Origin of the sequence: Streptomyces sp. NPDC046716, assembly GCF_040645755.1 — a bacterium.
GTDB lineage: Bacteria > Actinomycetota > Actinomycetes > Streptomycetales > Streptomycetaceae > Streptomyces.
In genome coordinates, this window is record NZ_JBEYYU010000010.1 from 17333 (window position 1) to 36354 (window position 19022).

Consider the following 19022-nt stretch of genomic DNA (forward strand, 5'->3'; position numbering starts at 1 on the left):
TCCGTTCCAACTCGTCCTGCTGATGTGCTCGTTCGCGCTCGCCGCCTACGCCGGGGTGCGGCTGCTGGCCGGGGACTGGTTCCTGGTCTGCCTGTGGTTCGCCGGAGCGGCGCTCGTGCACGACCTGGTCCTCCTCCCGCTGTACGGGACCGTGGACCGGGCCGTCCTCGGGGCGCTCGGCGCCGTGGGTCCGGGCGCCGACGGATGGCGGGCGTGGGCCGGGCACGTGCGGGTCCCGGCGATGCTGTCGGGACTGTTGCTGCTCGTGTGGTTCCCGATGATCAGCGGCCGGGCCGCCCCGCACTACACGTCGGCCACCACGCTGTCGGCGGACGGGTTCCTCGGGCGCTGGCTGCTGATCACCGCCGCGCTTTTCGCCGGTTCGGCGCTGCTGCTGTCGGTCCGGCTGCGCAGGGCGGCGAAACAGCGGCCCTCCGCCGACCACTGAGCGATGGGCCGCCAGTGCGCGGCGCGGGCGGCTGTCCGCAACAGGGCCGGGGTGCCGGCCCTGGCCCAGGGGAACGGCGCGCTCTGTGCGGCCGTCGGTCCGACGATCCGTACGCTGACCCGCTCGTCGACGTCGAGCGGCGCCGTCTCGGCGATCAGCAGGCCGCCGGGCTCCAGGAGCTGGGCGATGCGGGCGAGCAGCGCCGCCGGGTCGCCGCCGATGCCGAGGTTTCCGTCGGCCAGCAGGACGGTGCCCCACCGGCCCTCGCCGGGCAGCGGCGCGAAGACGGAGCGCAGCAGGGCCGGGCCGCCGAGCCGTGTGGTGTGGGCGACCGCGGCCGCGCTGATGTCGATGCCGAGGGCGGGGACGCCGCGGGCGGCGAGTTCCGCGACCAGCCGGCCCGGGCCGCAGCCGACGTCGAGGACGGGCCCCTCGCACCGGTCGAGCAGCGCGCGGTCCACCGTGTCGGCGCGGGCGCACCAGCGCTCCACGTCGAGAGGGAGCAGCCAGCCGTCGCCGCGGCGCAGATAGAGAGGGCCGCGGCCGGTGCGCAGGGCGTCCGCGTAGGGGTCGGCGGACCAGGCGCGGTGCGGGGCCGGGCCGAGGCCGTGCGTGACGGTCATCGGGCGGTCGCCGCCCGGAGCCGGTCGAGCCGCGCGGCGAAGCGGGACCGCGGGGCCTCGGCGGCGACGGCCCGGGCGTCGGCGGCCGTGTCCACGTCGAGCAGAGGCGGCAGGTCCTTGACGCGCAGGCCCGCCGCGACGAGCCGGGCGCGCTGCACGGCGCCCGTGTCGGGGGCCGACATCGGCACTCCGAGCAGGAGCGCGGGGTCGGGATCGCTCAGTCCCAGCGCCCAGAAACCGCCGTCGGCGGCCGGGCCGAAACAGGCGTCGTGGGCCGAGCCGGGCGTGCCGAACTCCACGGAGAGCAGCTCCGGCGTCACCTGCGGGGTGTCCATGCCGATCAGCAGCGTCGGTCCGGAACAGGAGGCGAAGGCGGCCGCGAGCCGCTCGTCCAGCCCGCCCGTGCCCTGCAGCACGACGTCGAAGCCGGGCGGCAGCCAGGGACCCGGCGCGCCGTCGAGCGCGAGCACCCGGCGATGGGCGGGCGCGGCGGCCACCGTGTGCAGGGTGTCGGCGAGGGCGGCTTCGGCGAGCGATGCCGCCTCCTCGGGGGTGAAGGGCGGGGTGAGCCTGGTCTTGACCCGGCCGGGGCGCGGTTCCTTGGCGATGACGAGGAGGGTGGTCATGGGGCCTCTCGGAAAGGGGAGTCGGGGGCGCCGGCTCGCACGGTCGGGGTGGGGGCGGCAGGGCCGCCGGTGCGCTGGGGACGGGGGCGACGCGCCGGGCGCCCGCGGTGGAGCGACGGCCGTGGACGGTGCGCGGCGCTCACGGCCGCGGTGCCTCGGACAGGACCCGGTTCATGTCGCGTACCGCCTGGAAGGTCCCCCGCCAGGTGCCCGTCACCTTCGAGGTGCCGGTGCGGGGGCGGTAGGGGACGTCGTGCTCCGTCACGCGCCAGCCCGCGTCGGAGGCCCGCACCACCATCTGGAGCGGGTAGCCGCTGCGGCGGTCGGTCAGGGCGAGGTCGAGCAGCGCCTCGCGGCGGGCGGCGCGCAGCGGGCCGAGGTCGTGCAGGCGCAGGCCGGTGCGGCGGCGCAGCATCCGGGCGAGCGCGAGATTGCCGGCGCGGGCGTGCGCGGGCCAGGCGCCACGGCCCTGCGGGCGGCGCCGGCCGAGCACCAGGTCGGCCTCCCCGGCGCGCACCTCGCGGACGAACGGCACGAGCAGCGCCGGGTCCAGCGAGGCGTCGCAGTCGCAGAAGCAGACGTACGGGGCCGTGGCCGCGGTCAGCCCCGCGTGGCAGGCCGCGCCGAAGCCGCGCCGCGTCTCGGTCACGACGGTGGCGCCGAGCTCGCGGGCGAGGTCGGCGGAGCCGTCGGTGGATCCGTTGTCCACGACGAGCGCGCGCCAGCCCGGCGGAATGCGGGACAGGACCCAGGGCAGCGCCCCGGCCTCGTTCAGGCAGGGCAGCACGACGTCGACGCTCTCGGCGGACGGGGGCGGAGAGGAGATCAGCACGGCGTCCACCCTACGAACATCAATCGGGCAAAACGGGCTTCCGCTCCTTACGAAACACGGACGTCGGGGATGCCGGGGCGGGCGCGGGGCGATGCGGGCGCGGGCGCGGTGCGACGCTGGGGGCATGGAACAGCCACAGCCGCAGCCGCAGCAGCGGGCGCCCGGCCGGGTTCTCGTCGTCGACGACGATCCCACCGTCGCCGAGGTCGTCACCGGATACCTGGAACGCGCCGGGTATCTGGTGGACCGGGCCGGAGACGGCCGGGGCGCCCTCGCCGGAGCGGCCGCGCACTGGCCGGATCTCGTCGTCCTCGACCTGATGCTGCCCGGCATGGACGGCCTGGAGGTGTGCCGCAGGCTGCGCGAGACCGGGCCGGTCCCGGTCGTCATGCTCACCGCGCGCGGTGACGAGGACGACCGCATCCTCGGCCTGGAGGTCGGTGCCGACGACTACGTGACCAAGCCGTTCAGCCCGCGCGAGCTGGTGCTGCGGGTGGAGTCGGTCCTGCGCAGGTCGCGCCCCGCCGCCGGGGCCCCGGTCCGTCCGCTGGCGGCGGCCGGCCTCACCGTCGACCCGGCGGCCCGCCGCGCCACGAAGGACGGCGCCGAACTCGCCCTCACCCTGCGCGAGTTCGACCTCCTCGCCTTCTTCCTGCGGCATCCGGGGCGCGCGTACAGCCGCGACGACCTGATGCGGGAGGTGTGGGGCTGGGACTTCGGCGACCTGTCGACCGTCACCGTCCACGTCCGTCGACTGCGCAACAAGATCGAAGCCGATCCGGCTCGCCCGCGGCTGGTGCAGACCGTGTGGGGGGTCGGATACCGCTTCGAGCCGGAGGGTGCACCGGAGACGGGCTCCGCCGGTCCCGGCGCGGGGGAGGGCCGGTAGACGTGCTGGACACCCTCCTCATCGCCCTCTTCGCCTTCCTCGGCGCCGCCGCCGCCGGGCTCTGCGGTGCCGGTGCGCTGTGGCTGCTGCGGCGGCGGTCGCTGACCGCGTCGGTCACCGTGGTCGCCGCCGTCGCCGTCGGGGCGATGCTCGCGGGGACGCTGGCGGTGGCGCAGGCCATGTTCCTGTCCGCGCACGACCTCAGCGTCGTCACGACCGTGGTCGCCATGGCGGCGGTCGTCTCGCTGGGGACCGCGCTGCTGCTGGGCCGGCGCGTGGTGGCCCGCAGCCACGAACTCGCGCTGGCCGCCCGCTCGTTCGGCGACGACGGCGGCTTCACCGCGCCCCCGGAGCCCGCCACCGCCGAACTGGCCGCGGTCAGCCGGGAGCTGGCCGCCACCAGCGCCCGGCTCGCGGACTCGCGGGAGCGGGAGCGGATGCTGGAGACCTCGCGGCGCGAACTCGTCGCCTGGATCTCGCACGATCTGCGCACCCCGCTGGCCGGGCTGCGCGCCATGTCCGAGGCGCTGGAGGACGGCGTCGCCGCCGACCCCGACCGCTATCTGCGCCAGATCCGCACCGAGGTCGAACGCCTCAACGACATGGTCGGCGACCTCTTCGAACTCTCCCGGATCCACGCCGGCGCCCTCACCCTCGCCCCCACCAGGATCTCGCTGTACGACCTGGTGGGCGACGCCCTCGCCGGGGCCGACCCACTCGCCAGGGAGCACGGGGTACGCCTCGTCGGTGACGACATCGCGCCTGTCCCGGTGGATGTGGACGGCAAGGAGATGAGCCGGGTGCTGGGCAACCTCCTGGTCAACGCGATCCGCCGGACCCCGGCCGACGGCACCGTGGCGGTCGGCGCCGAGCGCTCGCCCCACGGTGTCGTGCTGTCCGTCTCCGACGGCTGCGGCGGCATCCCGGAGGCCGATCTGCCCCGCGTCTTCGACACCGGCTGGCGGGGCACCCACGCCCGTACGCCCCCGGCCGGAGCGGGTCTCGGGCTCGCCATCGTGCGCGGGATCGTCGAGGCCCACCAGGGGCACGCCGCCGTGCGGAACATCCCCGGCGGCTGCCGCTTCGAGGTGACCCTGCCCGCCGCCTCAGGCTGAGACGGCGGCGAACTCCTTCATCCCCGCGACGAACTCGACCTCCGGCCGCCAGCTGAGCTCGGCCCGCAGCCGCGCCGAGTCGGCCGTGATGTGCCGGACGTCGCCGAGCCGGTACTCGCCGGTGACCCGGGGGACGGGACCGCCGTGCGCGTCGGCCAGCGCGCGGGCCAGTTCGCCCACGGTGCGCGGGACGCCGCTGCCGGTGTTGTACGCGGTGAGCGCGCCCGGCGCGACCGCGGTCCCGAGCGCCTCCAGGGCCGCGACATTGGCCCGCGCCACATCCCGTACATGCACGAAGTCCCGCCGCTGCCGCCCGTCCTCGAACACCTGCGGCGCCTCACCGCGTGCGAGCGCCGAGCGGAAGAAGGAGGCGACACCGGCGTACGGGGTGTCGCGCGGCATCCGGGGCCCGTACACGTTGTGGTAGCGCAGCGACACCGCCGTGCCGCCCGTCGCGCGCGCCCACGTCGCGGCCAGGTGCTCCTGGGCGAGCTTGGTCGTCGCGTACACGTTGCGCGGGTCGGCGGGCGCGTCCTCGGCGACCAGACCCGGCGTCAGTTCGAGGCCGCAGTCGGGGCACCGCGGCTCGAACAGTCCCGCGTCGAGCGCGGCGACGGCACGCGGCCCGGGCCGCACCACCCCGTGCCGGGGGCACTCGTACCGTCCCTCCCCGTACACGACCATCGACCCGGCGAGCACCAGCCGGCGCACCCCCGCCTCCGCCATCGCGGTCAGCAGCACGGCGGTGCCCAGGTCGTTGCGGGAGACGTACTCGGCCGCGTCCGCGAACCCGGTGCCGAGGCCGACCATCGCCGCCTGGTGGCAGACCGCGTCCACGCCGTCGAGGGCGCGGGCGACCGCCTCCGCGTCCCGGACGTCCGCCGCCGCGTCCTGCCGCACGTCGAACACCACGGGTTCGTGTCCGTGCTCCGCGAGCGCGTCGACGACATGGGACCCGATGAACCCGGCACCGCCGGTGACCAGTACACGCATGGGCCCACCGTAGGCACAGGCCCCGGCGCCGACCGAGCGCGCGGGCCGTCGTGTCACGGGTCCGTAAGACACCGCGCGCATTCCGCTGCAAGAGCTTGCGTTTTGCGGACAGCGGTGCGTTTTGGGGAGGGACTCGCGGGGGTGGTGCCCCTTAGACTCCCCAGAACCGCGATCGGCTCGCTCGGGCCGGGCTCTCCCCCCGGAGCAGGTGATCGAGCGGTGATCGTGCGGTGTGCGTACGGGGATGAGCGGAGTCGGCGCCGGTCATCCCCGATGTACCGGTGGCGCGCTCCTCCGGCCGCTCAGTGCCGCCGCGGAGACTGCCAGGTCACCGTCGTACCCGTGCCGCCCTCCGCGCCCCCTCGCTCCCCGTCGTCGGCCACGGTCAGCCGCACCCCCGGACGGCCGTCCGGCAGGGTGGCCAGCGCGTCGACGGTGACCTCGATCCGGGAGACCGCGCGCCGCCGGGACGCGGTGGCCAGGGCGCGGCGCAGGGCGGTCAGCAGATGGCCCTCCACCGCGCCGTCCAGGACGCCCTCGACCGGCCCGGTGAACCGCGCCGACGGTGCGAAGCCCAGGACCGCGGCGGCGCCCGCCGTCTCGCGCAGGACCCGGCCGCGGAACGTCGTCGGGGCCTCGGCCGGCGGCTGCTGCAACGCGAAGATGGTCGTCCGGACCTCCTGGATCGTCGACTCCAGCTCGTCGACGGCGAGGGCCAGGGTCTCGCGCACGTCGCCGACCTTCGCCCGGCGCTGGGTGGACTCCAGCATCATGCCCGTCGCGAACAGCCGCTGGACGACCAGATCGTGCAGGTCACGGGCGATCCGGTCGCGGTCCTCGAAGACGGCGAGCCGCTCGCGGCCCGCCTGCGCGTCCGCCAGGACCAGCGCGAGCGCCGCCTGGGAGGCGAACTGGGTGGCCAGCAGGTGGTCGACGGAGGTGTACGGGCGGGCCCCGCGCGAACGGGGCAGGGCGAGCGTGCCGATCAGCTTGCCCCCGGCTTTCAGGGGCAGCATCATGCTCGGTCCGAAACGGGCCCTGACCTCGGTCGTCATCCGCGGATCGGTCGCGGAGTCGTCGATGAACACCGGCTCGCCGGTGAGGAGTTGGGCCAGCACGTCGCTGCCCGGCTGGATCGTCGCGCCGAGCAGGGTGTGCGGATCGTCCGTGCTGGAGGCCGCCACGATCGACATGCCGCCCGCCTCGGTGGGCTGGAGGACCACCCCGGCCGCGGCGTCGGCCAGCAGCCGGGCCCGCTCGGCGACCGTGGTCAGGGCGTCCTCGGCGCGGCCGGTGAGCAGCGCCGTGGTGACCGCCGCGGCGCCCTCGATCCACCGCTCGCGCTGCCGGGCGGTCTCGTACAGCCGGGCGTTGCCGATGGCGATGCCGGCCTGGGTGGCCAGCACCCGCAGCAGGGCGTGATCGTCGACGGTGAACGTCTTCCCGGTCAGCCGCAGCCGCCCGAACTCCGTCTCCTGTACGCGGATGGGGACGGTCAGCGAGCCCTGCGGGTCCGGCGCGGCCTGTCCGGTGCCGACCGTCTGGAGGAGGCTGCCGTGGCCCGGGTCGATGACGTCGAGCACCCCGTGGGGCGCACCGGTCAGGGTGGCGGCGCTGTCCACGAGGTGCTGGAGCATGGTCCGCAGCTCCAGCTCGGTCCCCACGCTCAGCACCGCCTCCAGGAGGACGGGGAGTCCGGCGTCGGGGTGACCGGCGCCGTCCGGCGGTCCTGGTCGCACGGTTCGCACGTCCCCCTCCGTCTCCGTCGTGTCAGCCGGCCAGCGGGTCGAGGACCATCGGCTCGACCTTGCCCTCCATCATCGCGCCCAGCCCCTGCACCGCGCACACGTCGGGCCGCTCGGCGATGTGCACGGGCATGCCCGTCGCCTCGCGCAGCATGTGGTCGAGGCCGGGCAGCAGGGCCGAGCCGCCGACCAGCATGATGCCGCGGTCCGCGAGGTCGGCGACCAGGTCGGGCGGGCAGTCGCGCAGCACCTTGCCGATGCCGTCGAGGACCGCGGTCAGCGGGGTGTGGATCGCCTGCCGCACCGCGGAGGTGTCGACGTGCACCGAGCGGGCGAGGCCGGTGGCCACGTCCCGGCCGTGGATCTCGGTCTGCTCCGGGCCGTGCGGGGTGAGGCCGTTCCCGCTCAGCGCCAGTTGCAGGGGGCGTACCGACTGCGAGGGGAGCATCAGCTCGTGCTGCTGGCGCAGGTGCTGGACCACCGCGTGGTCGATGGCGTCGCCGCCGACCGGGATCCGGTCGGCGGTCACGATCGCGCCGAGCGAGAGCACGGCGATCTGGGTCGTGGCCGCGCCGCAGACGATGATCATCGTCGCCTCGGGCTGCTCGACCGGCAGGCCGCAGCCGACCGCGGCGGCGATCAGCGTGTCGACGAGCTCGACGCGGCGGGCGCCGAGCCCGACCAGGGTCTCCACCGCGGCGCGCTGCGCCAGCGGGTCGGCGTCGTGCGGGGTGCAGGCCGCCGCCCGCAGCCGGGGCTTGCGGCGCAGCGTGCGGCGCAGCTTCTCGCCGAGCAGCTGGCGCAGCATCCGCTGGGCCATCTCGATGTCGACGACCGTGCCGCCGGACACCGGCCGGACGACCCGGATGTAGCCCGGCGTGCGTCCGGTCATCCGCTCCGCGAACTCGCCGACGGCGATCAGCGCGCCGGTGCGGGTGTTGACCGCGGCACAGCTCGGCTCGTCGACGACGAGCCCCGCGCCCTTCACGTACACGCGGGTGCGCGCGGCACCCAGATCGACGGCGAAGTGACAGCGGCGCAACTGCTCCAGACTGACGGTCATGGCAGATCCTCCCGAGATCGCGGCCCCCAGCAGGGACGTCGGGTCGCGGGTCCGCGGCCCTTTTGGCATCGTGCTGCGGAGTGCGGGATTCCGCTCGCTGGAGTGGGCCGGACGGGGCGGGACCGGGCGGGTGAGGATTCCGGGGTGCTCCGGATGAGCGATTCCGGATGTCTGGGGGGTGTGGCACGACGGCGAACGGGCCGGTTCGCGTACCGCTTCTGACGCAGTGCCACCTACGCGACGCGGTGCGGTGCCCCGGCCCGTGACGCCGGTCGGCGGAGACGCGTCCCGGACGGTGCGCCAGCGGCACCTCTGGCCGCCGCTGGCGGGAAGACGCCAGTGCAGCACCCGCCAGCCCTCGGCAACTTCCCTGCAACACAAGGCTCCTGAGACTCTTCCCAGCACTTGGGCGACACCCACTGACCCCGAGGCCCGGAAGAGAGGCAACGATGTCCAGAGGACCTGCCGCGAGACGTGGCGCGGCCCTGCTGTCCGCAGGGCTCGCGTTCGCGCTGCTGCCCGCCGGGGGCGCGCACGCGAGCCCCGCGAAGACCCCCACCAGAGCCGCCTCCGCCGCGCACACCGTCACCCTGGTGACCGGCGACAAGGTGACCGTCACCGACCTCGGCGGCGGCAGGAAGGCCGTCACCGTCGACCGGGCGAGGGGCGCCACCGGCGCCGTGCGCACCCAGGTGTCGGACGGGGACGTCACCGTCGTGCCCGACGAGGCCCGGCGGTATCTCGCCGACGGGAGCCTCGACGCCCGGCTGTTCGACGTCAGCGAGCTGATACGGCAGGGGCTCGCCGACGGCCGTGCCGACGCGACGCCCCTCATCGTGACCTACGACGGCAAGAACGCCCGGAGCGCGGCCGCCGTGCCCAAGGGTGCCGAGCGGACCCGCTCCCTGCCCAGCATCGGCGGCGCCGCCGTCGCCGCCGACAAGGGGCGGACCTTCTGGAACGACCTCACCACCGGGAACGGCTACACCGGCGGCCTCGGCAAGGTGTGGCTCGACGCCCGGGTGAAGGCCGACATGGCGGAGTCCAACGAGCAGATCGGCACCCCGCAGGCGTGGGAGGCCGGGCTCACCGGCAAGGGCGTCAAGGTCGCCGTCCTCGACACCGGCTACGACGCCTCCCACCCCGACCTCGCCTCCCGCGTCACCGAGTCGAAGTCGTTCATCGAGGGCGAGGAGGTCGCCGACCGGCACGGCCACGGCACGCACGTGACCTCGACGGTCGGCGGGTCCGGTGCCGCCTCCGACGGCAAGGAGAAGGGCGTCGCCCCCGACGCGACCCTCGCCGTCGGCAAGGTCCTCAGCAACGAGGGCTCCGGCTCGGAGTCGCAGATCATCGCCGGCATGGAGTGGGCCGCCAAGGACGCCAAGGCGAAGATCGTCTCCATGAGCCTCGGCTCCGACACGGGCAGCGACGGCACCGACCCGATGTCCGCCGCCGTGAACAGCCTCTCCGAGGAGACCGGCGCCCTCTTCGTCATCGCCGCGGGCAACTACGGCGCCCCCGGCACCATCGGCTCGCCCGGCGCCGCCGACTCCGCGCTCACCGTCGGCGCCGTCGACTCCGAGGACCGGGCCGCCTACTTCAGCAGCCAGGGCCCGCGCCTCGGTGACAACGCCCTCAAGCCCGACGTCTCCGCGCCCGGCGTGGACATCCTCGCCGCGCGCTCCTCGCTGGTCGAGGGCGACGGCAGCTACACCACCATGAGCGGTACGTCGATGGCGACGCCGCACGTCGCCGGGGTCGCCGCCCTCCTCGCGCAGGAACACCCGGACTGGAGCGGCGCGCGGCTCAAGGACGCGCTGATGTCCAGCAGCAAGCAACTCGACTCGTCCGCCTACGCGTTGGGGTCTGGCCGGGTCAGTGTGCCGGACGCCGTCGGCGCCGACGTCACCGCCACCGGCAGCGCCGACCTCGGCTACTACAAGTGGCCCTACGACGGCAACGCGCCGGTCACCAGGACCGTCACGTACAGCAACTCATCCGACAAGGTGGTCGAGTTGAGCCTCGCCGTGCAGGGCGCGCCGGACGGCGTCGCGACCCTCGCCGACTCCGCGCTGACCGTGCCCGCCCACGGCACCGCCGCCACGACCGTCACCGGCGACGGCGCGAAGGCCGCCATCGGCACCAACAGCGGCCAGATCGTCGCCAGTTCGGGCGGCAAGGCCGTCGCGCACACCGCGTTCGGCCTGGTCAAGGAAGAGGAGCGGTACACGCTCACCGTCCATGTGAAGGACCGCGACGGCGCCGCCGCCGACGCCTACCTCGCCGTTCAGCAGCTCGTCGCGAACACGGACCCGGTCGGCTACGACACCGGCGACGACGGCACGGTGGAGCTGCGGCTGAAGCCGGGCACGTACTACGTCGACACCTTCCTCGACGTGCGCGGCAGCCACGGAAAGGACTCCCTCGGACTCGGCTATCTCGCCGACCCCGAGGTCACCGTCGACCGGGACCGCGAGATCACCCTCGACGGGCGGAGGCTGAAGGAGGTCGCCGCCGACGTCGGGCGCACCGCCGATACCCGGCAGCTGCTCATGGAGGCCGACCGGAAGGCCGGCGGCGCGCAGATCACCAACGCCGTGCAGGTCCCCGTCGCCTACGACAGCGTCTTCGCCGCCCCCACCCGCAAGGTCACCGAGGGTTCGTACGCGTACCGCACCGTCTGGCGGCTCGGGAAGCCGATGCTCCAGGTCGACGGGGTGCGCGACGCGCTCGTGCAGGCCGGCGGCACGCTCGCCGAGGGCCGCGGCAGGCTCGCCGTGGTCGACGCGGGCGCGGGCGCCCCGGCCGACTACGCGGGCAGGAAGGCGCGCGGCAAGGCCGTCCTGGTCCGCGCCGACGGGGCGACGGCGCCGGGCGCGCTCGCCCAGGCCGCCCAGGACGCGGGCGCGAAGGCGCTGTTCGTGACCGACGGCACGGCGGGCCGGCTGAACACCTGGTTCGGCACCGACGACTACACCGACCGGCCGCTGACGATCGCGACCGTCGACGCGCGCGACGCCGCCGTCCTCGCCGACGCGGCGAAGAAGGGCCGCACGCTGGGCGTGACCGGCACCCGGTACACGCCGTGGGTGTACGACCTCGCCGACGAGCACACCGGAGCGGTCCCCGGCGGATCGCTGACGTACCGTCCCGGCAGCCGTGAACTCGCCGTCCGCGACGTCCGGTTCCACGCGGCGAAGGCGCAGGACGGCGGGGAGTTCCGCTTCGCGCTCAGCGACGCCTTCCCCATCGGCCTCGGCTTCCTGGAGAAGGTCGCCCTCCCGGCGGAGCGCACCGACTACGTCTCCACGGGCGCGGGCCAGCGCTGGCACGAGTCCGTGCAGGCGGGCCCCGCGCTCTCCTGGGAGGAGCGCAGCGGCGTGATCACGTACAAGGGTGGCTCGCACGGGAAGCTGGACTGGTTCAAGCCGGTCTGGCACCCGTGGCTGGGCACAGGACTCGGCTGGGGGCAGGACCGCTCCGGCAACAACCTCCAGTTCAACACCCCCGGTTGGGGCGACTCGGGCCCCGATCACACCGGCTTCGGCGACGCGTACAGCAGCGACTCCGGGATGACGCAGGAGACGGCCGTCTACGTCGACGGCAAGGAGGCGGACCGCAAGGTGAGTTCGGGGGTGTACGTCTGGGACGCCGATCCGGCCGAGCACACGTACAAGGTCACGACGGACACCGCGCTGGACGCGAAGCTGTGGGGAGTGGCCACCGAGGGGCACTCCGCGTGGACGGTGAAGTCGGCCGAGACGCCGGAGGACACCTCGACGCGGCTCGCGCTGATCAACCTCGGCTTCGACCTGGACACCGACCTCAGGGGCACGGTCGCGGCCGGCAAGCGGATCCCGGTCGGGCTGTACGCCGAGTACGTGGCGGGCGCGGCCGACACCGGCACCATCGGCGGCGGCACCCTGGAGGTGTCCTACGACGAGGGAGCCACCTGGAAGAGCGTGTCCCTGAAGGGCGGAAAGGCGTCCTGGAGCGGTGAGTTGAGCGTGCCGCGCGGCGCGGAGTACGTCTCCCTGCGGGCGTCGGCCCGTGACGACCGGGGCGGCACGGTCCGCCAGGAGATCGTCCGGGCGGTGGCGGTGAGGTAGTCCGGGACGACGCGACGGCGCCGCCTCCCGTGGGACCGGGGGAGACGGCGCCGTGTGCGTGCATCCGACGGTGTGTCACACCGCGGCGTCGCGCCGGGTGTTACACGAGCCAGCCGACGAAGTGGACGATGCCGGCGAGGATGTCGGTGAGCAGGTTCATGGTGGGACGTTCTCCTCGGTATTGCGTGTTGCATGTGTGTGGGACGTGCACTGCATCGCGATGCGTTCGCTACGGTCTGCAGCCCGTTGCTTGCGCCCTGTAAGCATCGTTGCTGCTGCGTGCCCTATGCAAACTCTGGAGCGACGACCACCTGTTCGAGGGAACAACTGCGCCCTTGTTCGTTTAAGGGGCCGGCTCCGCGATCCCGCGCACCACGCCCAGCTCCACCAAATCCTGGGGTCTGAGCCGGAGTTGGTCCGCGGTGTGTTCTGCCTGGTCGGGCGGCCGCTTGAGGATCGCCGCCGCCATCTCCGGCGCGATGACCGAGAAGTACGCGTCCGGCGCGACCCAGGTGTTCCCGGGCGCCGCGAGCGCGAGCGCTCCGCCGGAGCCGCCCTCGCCGATCGCCAGCGTCGTGACCGGCACCGGGGACTCGGCGACCGCGAGGAACACGTCGGCGATGGCCGGACCCGCGCCCGCGCGCTCCGCCGCCGCGTCGTTCGCCGCCCCCGGGGTGTCGACGAGGGTGAGCACCGGGATGCCGAGCCGCCCCGCGAGCCGGATCAGCCGGGCCGCCGTGCGATAGCCCGCCGGGGTCGTCGCCGTGCCGCACTGGGCCGCGTACGCGAGGGTCACGGCCTCCGCGCCGTCCCCGTACGCGCCGAAACCGCAGAGCATCCCCGCATCCCGGCCGCCCGCGCGGTCGCCGCTCAGCTCCTCGCGGTGGGTGAAGTAGGCGTCCAGGTAGGCGTGGGCGCGCGGGCGGCGCGGGTCGCGGGCGCGCCGCACCGCCGACCAGCCGGTGGGCGGCAGGTCCGCGCGGCCCCGCGCCGCCGGGACCGGGGCGGCGCCCGGCGCGGGCCGGGTCAGCAGGCGCAGCCAGCGGCCGAGGACGGCCCGCAGCTCACCGGGGTCCACGAGCGCGTCGACGGCACCGGCGGCGAACTGGCCCTCGGCCGTGTACGCCGCCGGGTCGGCGTCCGCCGGACGGACCCGGGAGCCCGCGAAGCCGATCTGCGCGCCGGGGCAGGCGAGGGTGACGTCCGCGCCCGCGCCCAGGGTCGCCCAGCCGCCGCCCGTCGTCGGGTCGCAGGCCACCGTGAGCTGCGGCAGCCCGGCGGCCCTGGTCAGCGCCATCTGGCCCGCCGCGCGCTGGAGTTGGGTGAGCGCGATCATGCCCTCCTGCATCCGGCTGCCGCCCGTGGCGACCAGCGCCACCACCGGCAGCCGGTGCCGACGGGCATGGGCGTGCGCCGCCTCGATGCGGTCGCCCGCGCGCCGGCCCAGCGAGCCGCCCAGATACGTGAAGTCGAAGGCGAGGAGGACGACTTCGGTGCCCTCGACCGTGGCGGTCGCCGCGGTGACGGACTCCGAGCCGCCGTGCCCGGCCGCCCGTGACAGCACCTTGTCGTAGTCGGGCCAGCCCAGCGGGTTCGGCTCGGCGGGCGGCGGCGGGTGGGGGAGTTCCCGCAAGGAGCCGGCGTCGGTCACGCCCCTGGTCGTGTCACGCATCGCCGAGCGCCCGCTTGAGGATCTTGCCCATGTCGTTGCGCGGCAGGGCCTCCAGGTAGTGGACCGTGCGGGGGCGCTTGTGCGGGGAGAGCCGGGCGGCCACATGGTCCGCGAGCTCCGCCTCCGTCGGCGGTTGCGCGGCGTCCGCCGGGACGATCCACGCCACCACGCGCTCGCCGAGATCGTCGTCGGGGGCGCCGGTGACCGCCGCCTCGCGCACGCCCGGGTGCTCCAGGAGGGCGTTCTCGATCTCGCCCGCGCCGATCTTGTAGCCGCCGCTCTTGATCAGGTCGGTGGCCTTGCGGCCGATGATGCGGACATAGCCGTCGGGGTCGCGGACCGCCATGTCGCCCGTACGGAACCAGCCGCCCGGCGCGAACGCGGCCTCCGTGGCGTCGGGGCGGTTGAGGTAGTGCAGGAACAGGTTCGGGCCGCGGACCTGGATCTCGCCGACGCCCTCCGGGTCGTCGGACGGCACCTCCGTCACCCCGTCGTCCTCGGTGAGGCGCAGCTCCACGCCCGGCAGCGGCACGCCGACCGTGCCGGGGCGCGGCTCGCCGTCCGCCCGGACGCTGGTGTTCATCAGCGTCTCGGTCATCCCGTACCGCTCGATCACCCGCTGTCCGGTGGCCGACGTGATCCGCTCGTGGTCGTGGACCGGCAGCGCCGCCGACCCCGAGACGAGCAGCCGGGCCGAGCCGAGGGCCTTGGCGAGCGCCGGGTCGGTGGGCAGGGACTCCGCGATGCGGTGGTACATGGTCGGGACGCCGAACAGCATCGTCGCGCCCGAGGACAGCTCGCGGGTCACGCCCTCCGTGCTGAACCGGCCCAGGTGGCGCACCGCGCCGCCGCGCCGCAGCGGGCCGACGACGCCGAGGATCAGACCGTGCACGTGGAACAGCGGAAGGCCGTGCACCAGGGTGTCCGCGTCCGTCCACCCCCAGGCGTCCCGGAGCGCGTCGAGCGTGGAGGAGACCGCGCGGCGCGGCAGCACGGCGCCCTTGGGCGGGCCCGTCGTCCCCGAGGTGTAGACGACGAACGCCGGGGTCTCGGGGTCGGCGGGCTCCGGGGGCAGGGACGGCACGACGGCCGGCACCACGGCGTCGGCGTCCACGTCGATGCGCGGCAGCCGGGCCAGCGCGGGCGGCAGCTCGGCGTCCGCCGCCGCAAGGACCGCCTCCGGGGCGCTGTCCTTGAGGATGTGCCCCAGCTCGCCGTCGCCCGACTTCGGGTTCAGCGGCACGGCGGCCACTCCGGCGAGGAGCGCCGCGACCACGCCCACCGCGGTCTCCAGAGTGGGCGTCGCCCACACCGCGACCCGCGACGACCCGCTGATCCGCCGTGCGAGCGGGGCCGCCACCGCCGCCAGCTCGCCGTGGGTCAGGGCGCGGTCGCCGAAGCGCAGGGCGGGACGGGTGGGGGTGTCGAGCAGTGCGGGCAGCAGACGTGGCACGGGCACGGGGCGCTCCTCGGTCGGATCCTCGGCGACGGGTTAATTGGCTGATTGGCTCAGCCAATCTGAGGTTGCCGTGTGGCAGGCGTCCGCGTCAAGGACGTACGCTGCGGCGCAAGCGCACGCCAGGGAAGGGCGGAGAAGGGCCTGATGACCGACGCGACCGACGCACTGCGGCCGATGGGGGCGCGCCCGCGCCTGTACGAGCAGGTGCTCGGCCGACTGCGCGCGTACGTCGCCGAGGGCGGCCTGCGCGCGGGCGACCGGCTGCCGACCGAGCGGGACCTCGCGGCGCGGCTCGGGGTGAGCCGGGCCTCGGTGAAGCAGGCCATCGTCGTCCTGGAGGTGCAGGGGCTCGTCGAGGTGCGGCACGGCGGCGGCACCTACCTCGTGCGGGACGGGCTCGACGTCGCCGAGCCCGTCGAGCGGCTCGTGGAGCGCAAGAAGCGGCTGCCGGACGTCCTCGAGGCGCGCGAGGCGCTGGAGACGAAGCTGGCCGAGCTGGCCGCCGAGCGGCGCACCGACGCCGATCTCGCCGCGTTGCGCTCCGCGCTGGAGCTGATGGCCGAGGACATCGGGGCCGGAGGGCTCGGCGTCGAGGGAGACCGGCTCTTCCACGGCGCCGTCACCGCGGCCGCGCACAGTGCGCTGCTCGCCGCGTTCATGGCCGAGATCGACGGGCCCATCGCCGAGTCGCGCAACGAGTCGTTGCGGCAGCCCCGGCGGCCCGGGCGGTCGCTGGCGCAGCACCGGGCGATTCTGGAGGCCATCGAGGGCGGGAACGGGCGTTCCGCTGCCGCGGCGATGCGGAGGCATGTGCGGGCCGTTGCCAAGGTGCGGTTGCTGGACTGGGAGCCCTAGCCGGGGTGACTCCGGTGCGTCGGCGGGTGCGGATGCGTCGTGGTCGCTCGCGCAGTTCCCCGCGCCCCTTACGGGGCGTAACTCGGCCTGAGCCGCACGGGTTAGGGCTCCGTGGGAATCTGGTTGCTCAATCACTTCAGTACGTTCGCCCTCGCCGTGCTGCTCGGGGGCGGGGCCGTGGTGCTCGCGGTCGCCGGGTGCCTGATGCTGCGGCGGAGGTTTCCGCGGCTGTCGGCGGGTGCGTACAACGACATGATCGGTGTCGTGCTCGGCATGTACGCCGCGATCTACGGCATCATCCTCGCCTTCGTCGTCGTCGCCGAGTGGGAGGGGCTCAACGAAGCGGGGACCAATGTCGCCGCCGAGGCCAGCCAGACCGCCGAAGTGCTGCGCGACGCCTCCGCGTTCCCGCCTGAGCAGCAGCGGAAGGTGTCCGACGCGATGGGCGCCTACGTGCGCGCGGTCGTCGACAAGCAGTGGCCGCTGATGCGGGAGGGGCGCCCCGACCCCGGGCTCACCAACCCCCAAGTGGTCGAGCTCTACACGGTGTTCCAGGAGTACGAGCCGAAGACCAACGCCGAGCAGGCGTACTACGAGCAGGCCGTCAGCACCCTCGGCGAGGTCGCCGAGGCCCGCAGGACCCGGCTCGCCGACGCCGAACAGTCCCTGCCGATGCTCCTCGACGTCCTCGTCTACGGCGGCGCCCTCGTCATGCTGCCGCTGACCTTCCTCTACGGCATGGAGAGCATCCGCGCGCAGCTGATGTTCGTGGCGTCGGTCGCCGCGCTGATCGGGGTGAGCCTGCTGCTCTGTCTGACCCTCGACCACCCCTTCGCCGGTGACATGGCGGTGTCGCCGCAGCCGTTCAAGGAGGGTGTGCTCGCGCGGTATTGGCCTTAGGATCGGCCCGCTGTACGGATCCGTTGTACGTATCCGTTCTCCTGACGATGTACCGATCACAGACTCTGCCCGGTGATGGAGTCGGCGTGGGGCGCGCGTCCCCGCCCCACGCCCGCACTGGAAGGTTCCAGTCGCGATCACGGGCCGGCCCCTCCGGACGCCGACGGCCCCGCTGTGACGCGGCCCGCCGGGCGGCGAAAGGGACGCGCCGTGTCCTCGACACCGGCCGACTACCGCATCCTGCTGCGCACTCCGGGCGCCGCCGCCTTCTTCCTCGCCGGCTGCGTCGGGCGGGCCGGGCTCGCCATGACGGGGCTCGGCATCGTCTGGCTGGTGCACGACCGCACCGGCTCCTACACCACCGCGGGCCTGGTCACCGGCTGCTTCGCCGTCGCCGACGCACTGGCCGGACCGCAGATCGGGCGGCTCGTCGACCGGTTCGGCGAACTCCGTGTCGTGCCGTACGCGCTCGCGGCGCACGCGGCCGCCGTGGGGCTGCTGTTCGCGGGCGGGCCCGTGCCGGTCGCCGCCACCGCGGGGGCGCTGGCCGGGGCGACCCTGCCGCAGATCAGCGCCCTGTCCGCGGCCCGTTGGGCGGCCCTGCTGCGCCGCACCGGGCAGGACGCCGCGCTGCCCGGCGCCTTCGCCCTGGAATCCCTCGCGAACGGCCTGTCGTTCCTCATCGGGCCCGCTCTCGTCAGCACCGTCGGCGCCGCCGGACATCCGGGGCTGGGCAGCGGGCTCGCCGCCGCGCTCGTGATCGGCGGCGGGCTCGCGTTCACCCTCCAGCGCCGTACCGCGCCGCCGGTCGCGGACCGTGGCGAGCGGCGGCACGCCGGGCGGGCACTGCGCGGCCCGGCCTTCGTGGGGCTCGTCGCGAGCACCCTCGCGCTGGGCGTGTACTTCGGGGCGATGCAGGTCTCCGTCTCCGCGTACGCGGTCGGGCGCGGTACCCCTGACCTCGCGCCGGTGTTGTACGCGCTCTCCAACTGCACGAATCTGGTGGGAGGTTGGGCGTACGGGGCGCGGCGGTGGCGGGCCGCTCCGGGGCGGCAGCGGGGGGTCGCCGCGGTGGGGCTGTTCCTGGCCTGTCTGCCGCTGACCGTTCTCGACGCGCCCGTGCCGCTGGGCTGTGCGCTCGCGCTGACCGGGCTCGCCGTGCCGCCGCTGCTGGCCGTGACCTCCGTGCTGACCGAGGCCGTGGTGCCCCGGGCCGTCCTCACGCAGGCCTTCACGTGGCTGGGGTCGGCGAGCGCGGCGGGGTCTGCCGGGGCGGCCGCTGTTGCGGGGCGGGCCGTGGATGCCGGGGGTGCGCATGCGGGGTTCATGGTCGCGGTCGGGGCTGCCGGTGGGGTGGTGATGCTGTCGGTGCCGTCTCGTCCGCGGCGGTTCGCGGTCCGGTCGCGCAGTTCCCCGCGCCCCTGAAAACCATCCGTCGTGCGCGCGTCTCGTCGTGGTTGCTCGCGCAGTTCCCCGCGCCCCTGAGATGCGCACTTCGTGCGGCATCTCATCGGGGAAGCTGCGCGCAGCGCATGCTTCAGGGGCGCGGGGAACTGCGCGAGAAGCCCCACCGGGCCGCGGGTGGAGTACTGCCTAGGGGCGCGGGGAACTGCGCGAGAAGCCCCACCGGGCCGCGGGTGGAGTACTGCCTAGGGGCGCGGGGAACTGCGCGGGAAGCCCCGCCGGGCCG

Annotated in this window: 14 protein-coding genes; 6 read left to right on the forward strand and 8 right to left on the reverse strand. The window is 74.7% G+C overall.

Going from position 1 to position 19022, the window contains the following annotated elements; all coding sequences use genetic code 11:
* Nucleotides 1-303: 303 nt before the first annotated feature.
* The 3 genes from ABZ930_RS10105 to ABZ930_RS10115 all read right to left on the reverse strand — a co-directional run bounded on the left by ABZ930_RS10105 (nt 304) and on the right by ABZ930_RS10115 (nt 2538).
* A complete protein-coding gene (locus ABZ930_RS10105) occupies nt 304-1071 on the reverse strand; it encodes a methyltransferase domain-containing protein (RefSeq protein ID WP_361544509.1) in 768 nt (255 codons plus the stop codon).
* Nucleotides 1068-1697, reverse strand: a complete 630-nt coding sequence (locus tag ABZ930_RS10110; RefSeq protein WP_361544512.1) for a DUF2064 domain-containing protein — start codon at nt 1695-1697, stop codon at nt 1068-1070. Before ABZ930_RS10110 ends, ABZ930_RS10105 begins: the two co-directional genes overlap by 4 nt.
* A 139-nt stretch (nt 1698-1836) precedes the next feature.
* Nucleotides 1837-2538 carry a glycosyltransferase family 2 protein gene (locus tag ABZ930_RS10115; protein ID WP_361544515.1) on the reverse strand — a complete coding sequence of 234 codons (702 nt, stop codon included), beginning with the start codon at nt 2536-2538 and terminating at the stop codon, nt 1837-1839.
* 115 nt (nt 2539-2653) lie between these two features.
* On the opposite strand from ABZ930_RS10115, the gene ABZ930_RS10120 reads away from it, so the two are divergent.
* On the forward strand, nt 2654-3418 hold the full coding sequence (locus ABZ930_RS10120) for a response regulator transcription factor (protein ID WP_361544518.1): 765 nt from the start codon (nt 2654-2656) through the stop codon (nt 3416-3418).
* A gap of 2 nt (nt 3419-3420) precedes the next feature.
* Nucleotides 3421-4533, forward strand: coding sequence for a HAMP domain-containing sensor histidine kinase (locus ABZ930_RS10125; protein ID WP_361544521.1), 1113 nt, complete (start codon nt 3421-3423; stop codon nt 4531-4533).
* Here ABZ930_RS10125 and ABZ930_RS10130 read toward each other — a convergent pair.
* The 3 genes from ABZ930_RS10130 to ABZ930_RS10140 form a co-directional block, all read right to left on the reverse strand.
* A complete protein-coding gene (locus tag ABZ930_RS10130; RefSeq protein WP_361544524.1) occupies nt 4525-5526 on the reverse strand; it encodes an NAD-dependent epimerase/dehydratase family protein in 1002 nt (333 codons plus the stop codon). The two genes, ABZ930_RS10125 and ABZ930_RS10130, sit on opposite strands and share 9 nt — an antisense overlap.
* 302 nt (nt 5527-5828) lie before the next feature.
* Nucleotides 5829-7265 (reverse strand): GAF domain-containing protein, encoded by a 1437-nt coding sequence (locus ABZ930_RS10135; protein ID WP_361544929.1) that lies wholly within the window; start codon nt 7263-7265, stop codon nt 5829-5831.
* Nucleotides 7266-7296: 31 nt separating this feature from the next.
* A complete protein-coding gene (locus ABZ930_RS10140) occupies nt 7297-8334 on the reverse strand; it encodes a rod shape-determining protein (protein ID WP_361544527.1) in 1038 nt (345 codons plus the stop codon).
* A 449-nt stretch (nt 8335-8783) separates the two neighbouring features.
* Here ABZ930_RS10140 and ABZ930_RS10145 point away from each other — a divergent pair, with 449 nt between their 5' ends.
* Nucleotides 8784-12446 (forward strand): S8 family serine peptidase, encoded by a 3663-nt coding sequence (locus ABZ930_RS10145; protein WP_361544530.1) that lies wholly within the window; start codon nt 8784-8786, stop codon nt 12444-12446.
* Nucleotides 12447-12789: 343 nt separating this feature from the next.
* Here ABZ930_RS10145 and ABZ930_RS10150 read toward each other — a convergent pair whose 3' ends face one another.
* Both ABZ930_RS10150 and ABZ930_RS10155 read right to left on the reverse strand, forming a co-directional pair.
* On the reverse strand, nt 12790-14118 hold the full coding sequence (locus tag ABZ930_RS10150) for a carboxyl transferase domain-containing protein (protein ID WP_361544533.1): 1329 nt from the start codon (nt 14116-14118) through the stop codon (nt 12790-12792).
* Entirely contained in the window at nt 14111-15571 is a 1461-nt protein-coding gene (locus ABZ930_RS10155; protein WP_361544932.1) for an acyl-CoA synthetase, read from the reverse strand. The genes ABZ930_RS10150 and ABZ930_RS10155 overlap by 8 nt, the downstream gene beginning before the upstream one ends.
* A gap of 150 nt (nt 15572-15721) precedes the next feature.
* Here ABZ930_RS10155 and ABZ930_RS10160 point away from each other — a divergent pair, with 150 nt between their 5' ends.
* From ABZ930_RS10160 to ABZ930_RS10170, 3 genes are all read left to right on the forward strand, one after another.
* Nucleotides 15722-16432, forward strand: coding sequence for a FadR/GntR family transcriptional regulator (locus tag ABZ930_RS10160; RefSeq protein ID WP_361544536.1), 711 nt, complete (start codon nt 15722-15724; stop codon nt 16430-16432).
* 111 nt (nt 16433-16543) lie between these two features.
* On the forward strand, nt 16544-17332 hold the full coding sequence (locus tag ABZ930_RS10165) for a DUF4239 domain-containing protein (protein WP_361544539.1): 789 nt from the start codon (nt 16544-16546) through the stop codon (nt 17330-17332).
* A gap of 210 nt (nt 17333-17542) precedes the next feature.
* The gene (locus tag ABZ930_RS10170) at nt 17543-18757 is read left to right on the forward strand and encodes an MFS transporter (protein WP_361544542.1); all 1215 of its coding nucleotides are present in this window, start codon (nt 17543-17545) and stop codon (nt 18755-18757) included.
* Nucleotides 18758-19022: the final 265 nt, after the last annotated feature.

Coding starts and splice junctions, on each gene's coding strand:
- ABZ930_RS10105 (WP_361544509.1), bottom strand. CDS start 1,071: ATGACCGTCACGCACGGCCTCGGCCCGGCCCCGCACCGCGCCTGGTCC.
- ABZ930_RS10110 (WP_361544512.1), bottom strand. CDS start 1,697: ATGACCACCCTCCTCGTCATCGCCAAGGAACCGCGCCCCGGCCGGGTC.
- ABZ930_RS10120 (WP_361544518.1), top strand. CDS start 2,654: ATGGAACAGCCACAGCCGCAGCCGCAGCAGCGGGCGCCCGGCCGGGTT.
- ABZ930_RS10130 (WP_361544524.1), bottom strand. CDS start 5,526: ATGCGTGTACTGGTCACCGGCGGTGCCGGGTTCATCGGGTCCCATGTC.
- ABZ930_RS10140 (WP_361544527.1), bottom strand. CDS start 8,334: ATGACCGTCAGTCTGGAGCAGTTGCGCCGCTGTCACTTCGCCGTCGAT.
- ABZ930_RS10145 (WP_361544530.1), top strand. CDS start 8,784: ATGTCCAGAGGACCTGCCGCGAGACGTGGCGCGGCCCTGCTGTCCGCA.
- ABZ930_RS10150 (WP_361544533.1), bottom strand. CDS start 14,118: ATGCGTGACACGACCAGGGGCGTGACCGACGCCGGCTCCTTGCGGGAA.
- ABZ930_RS10160 (WP_361544536.1), top strand. CDS start 15,722: ATGACCGACGCGACCGACGCACTGCGGCCGATGGGGGCGCGCCCGCGC.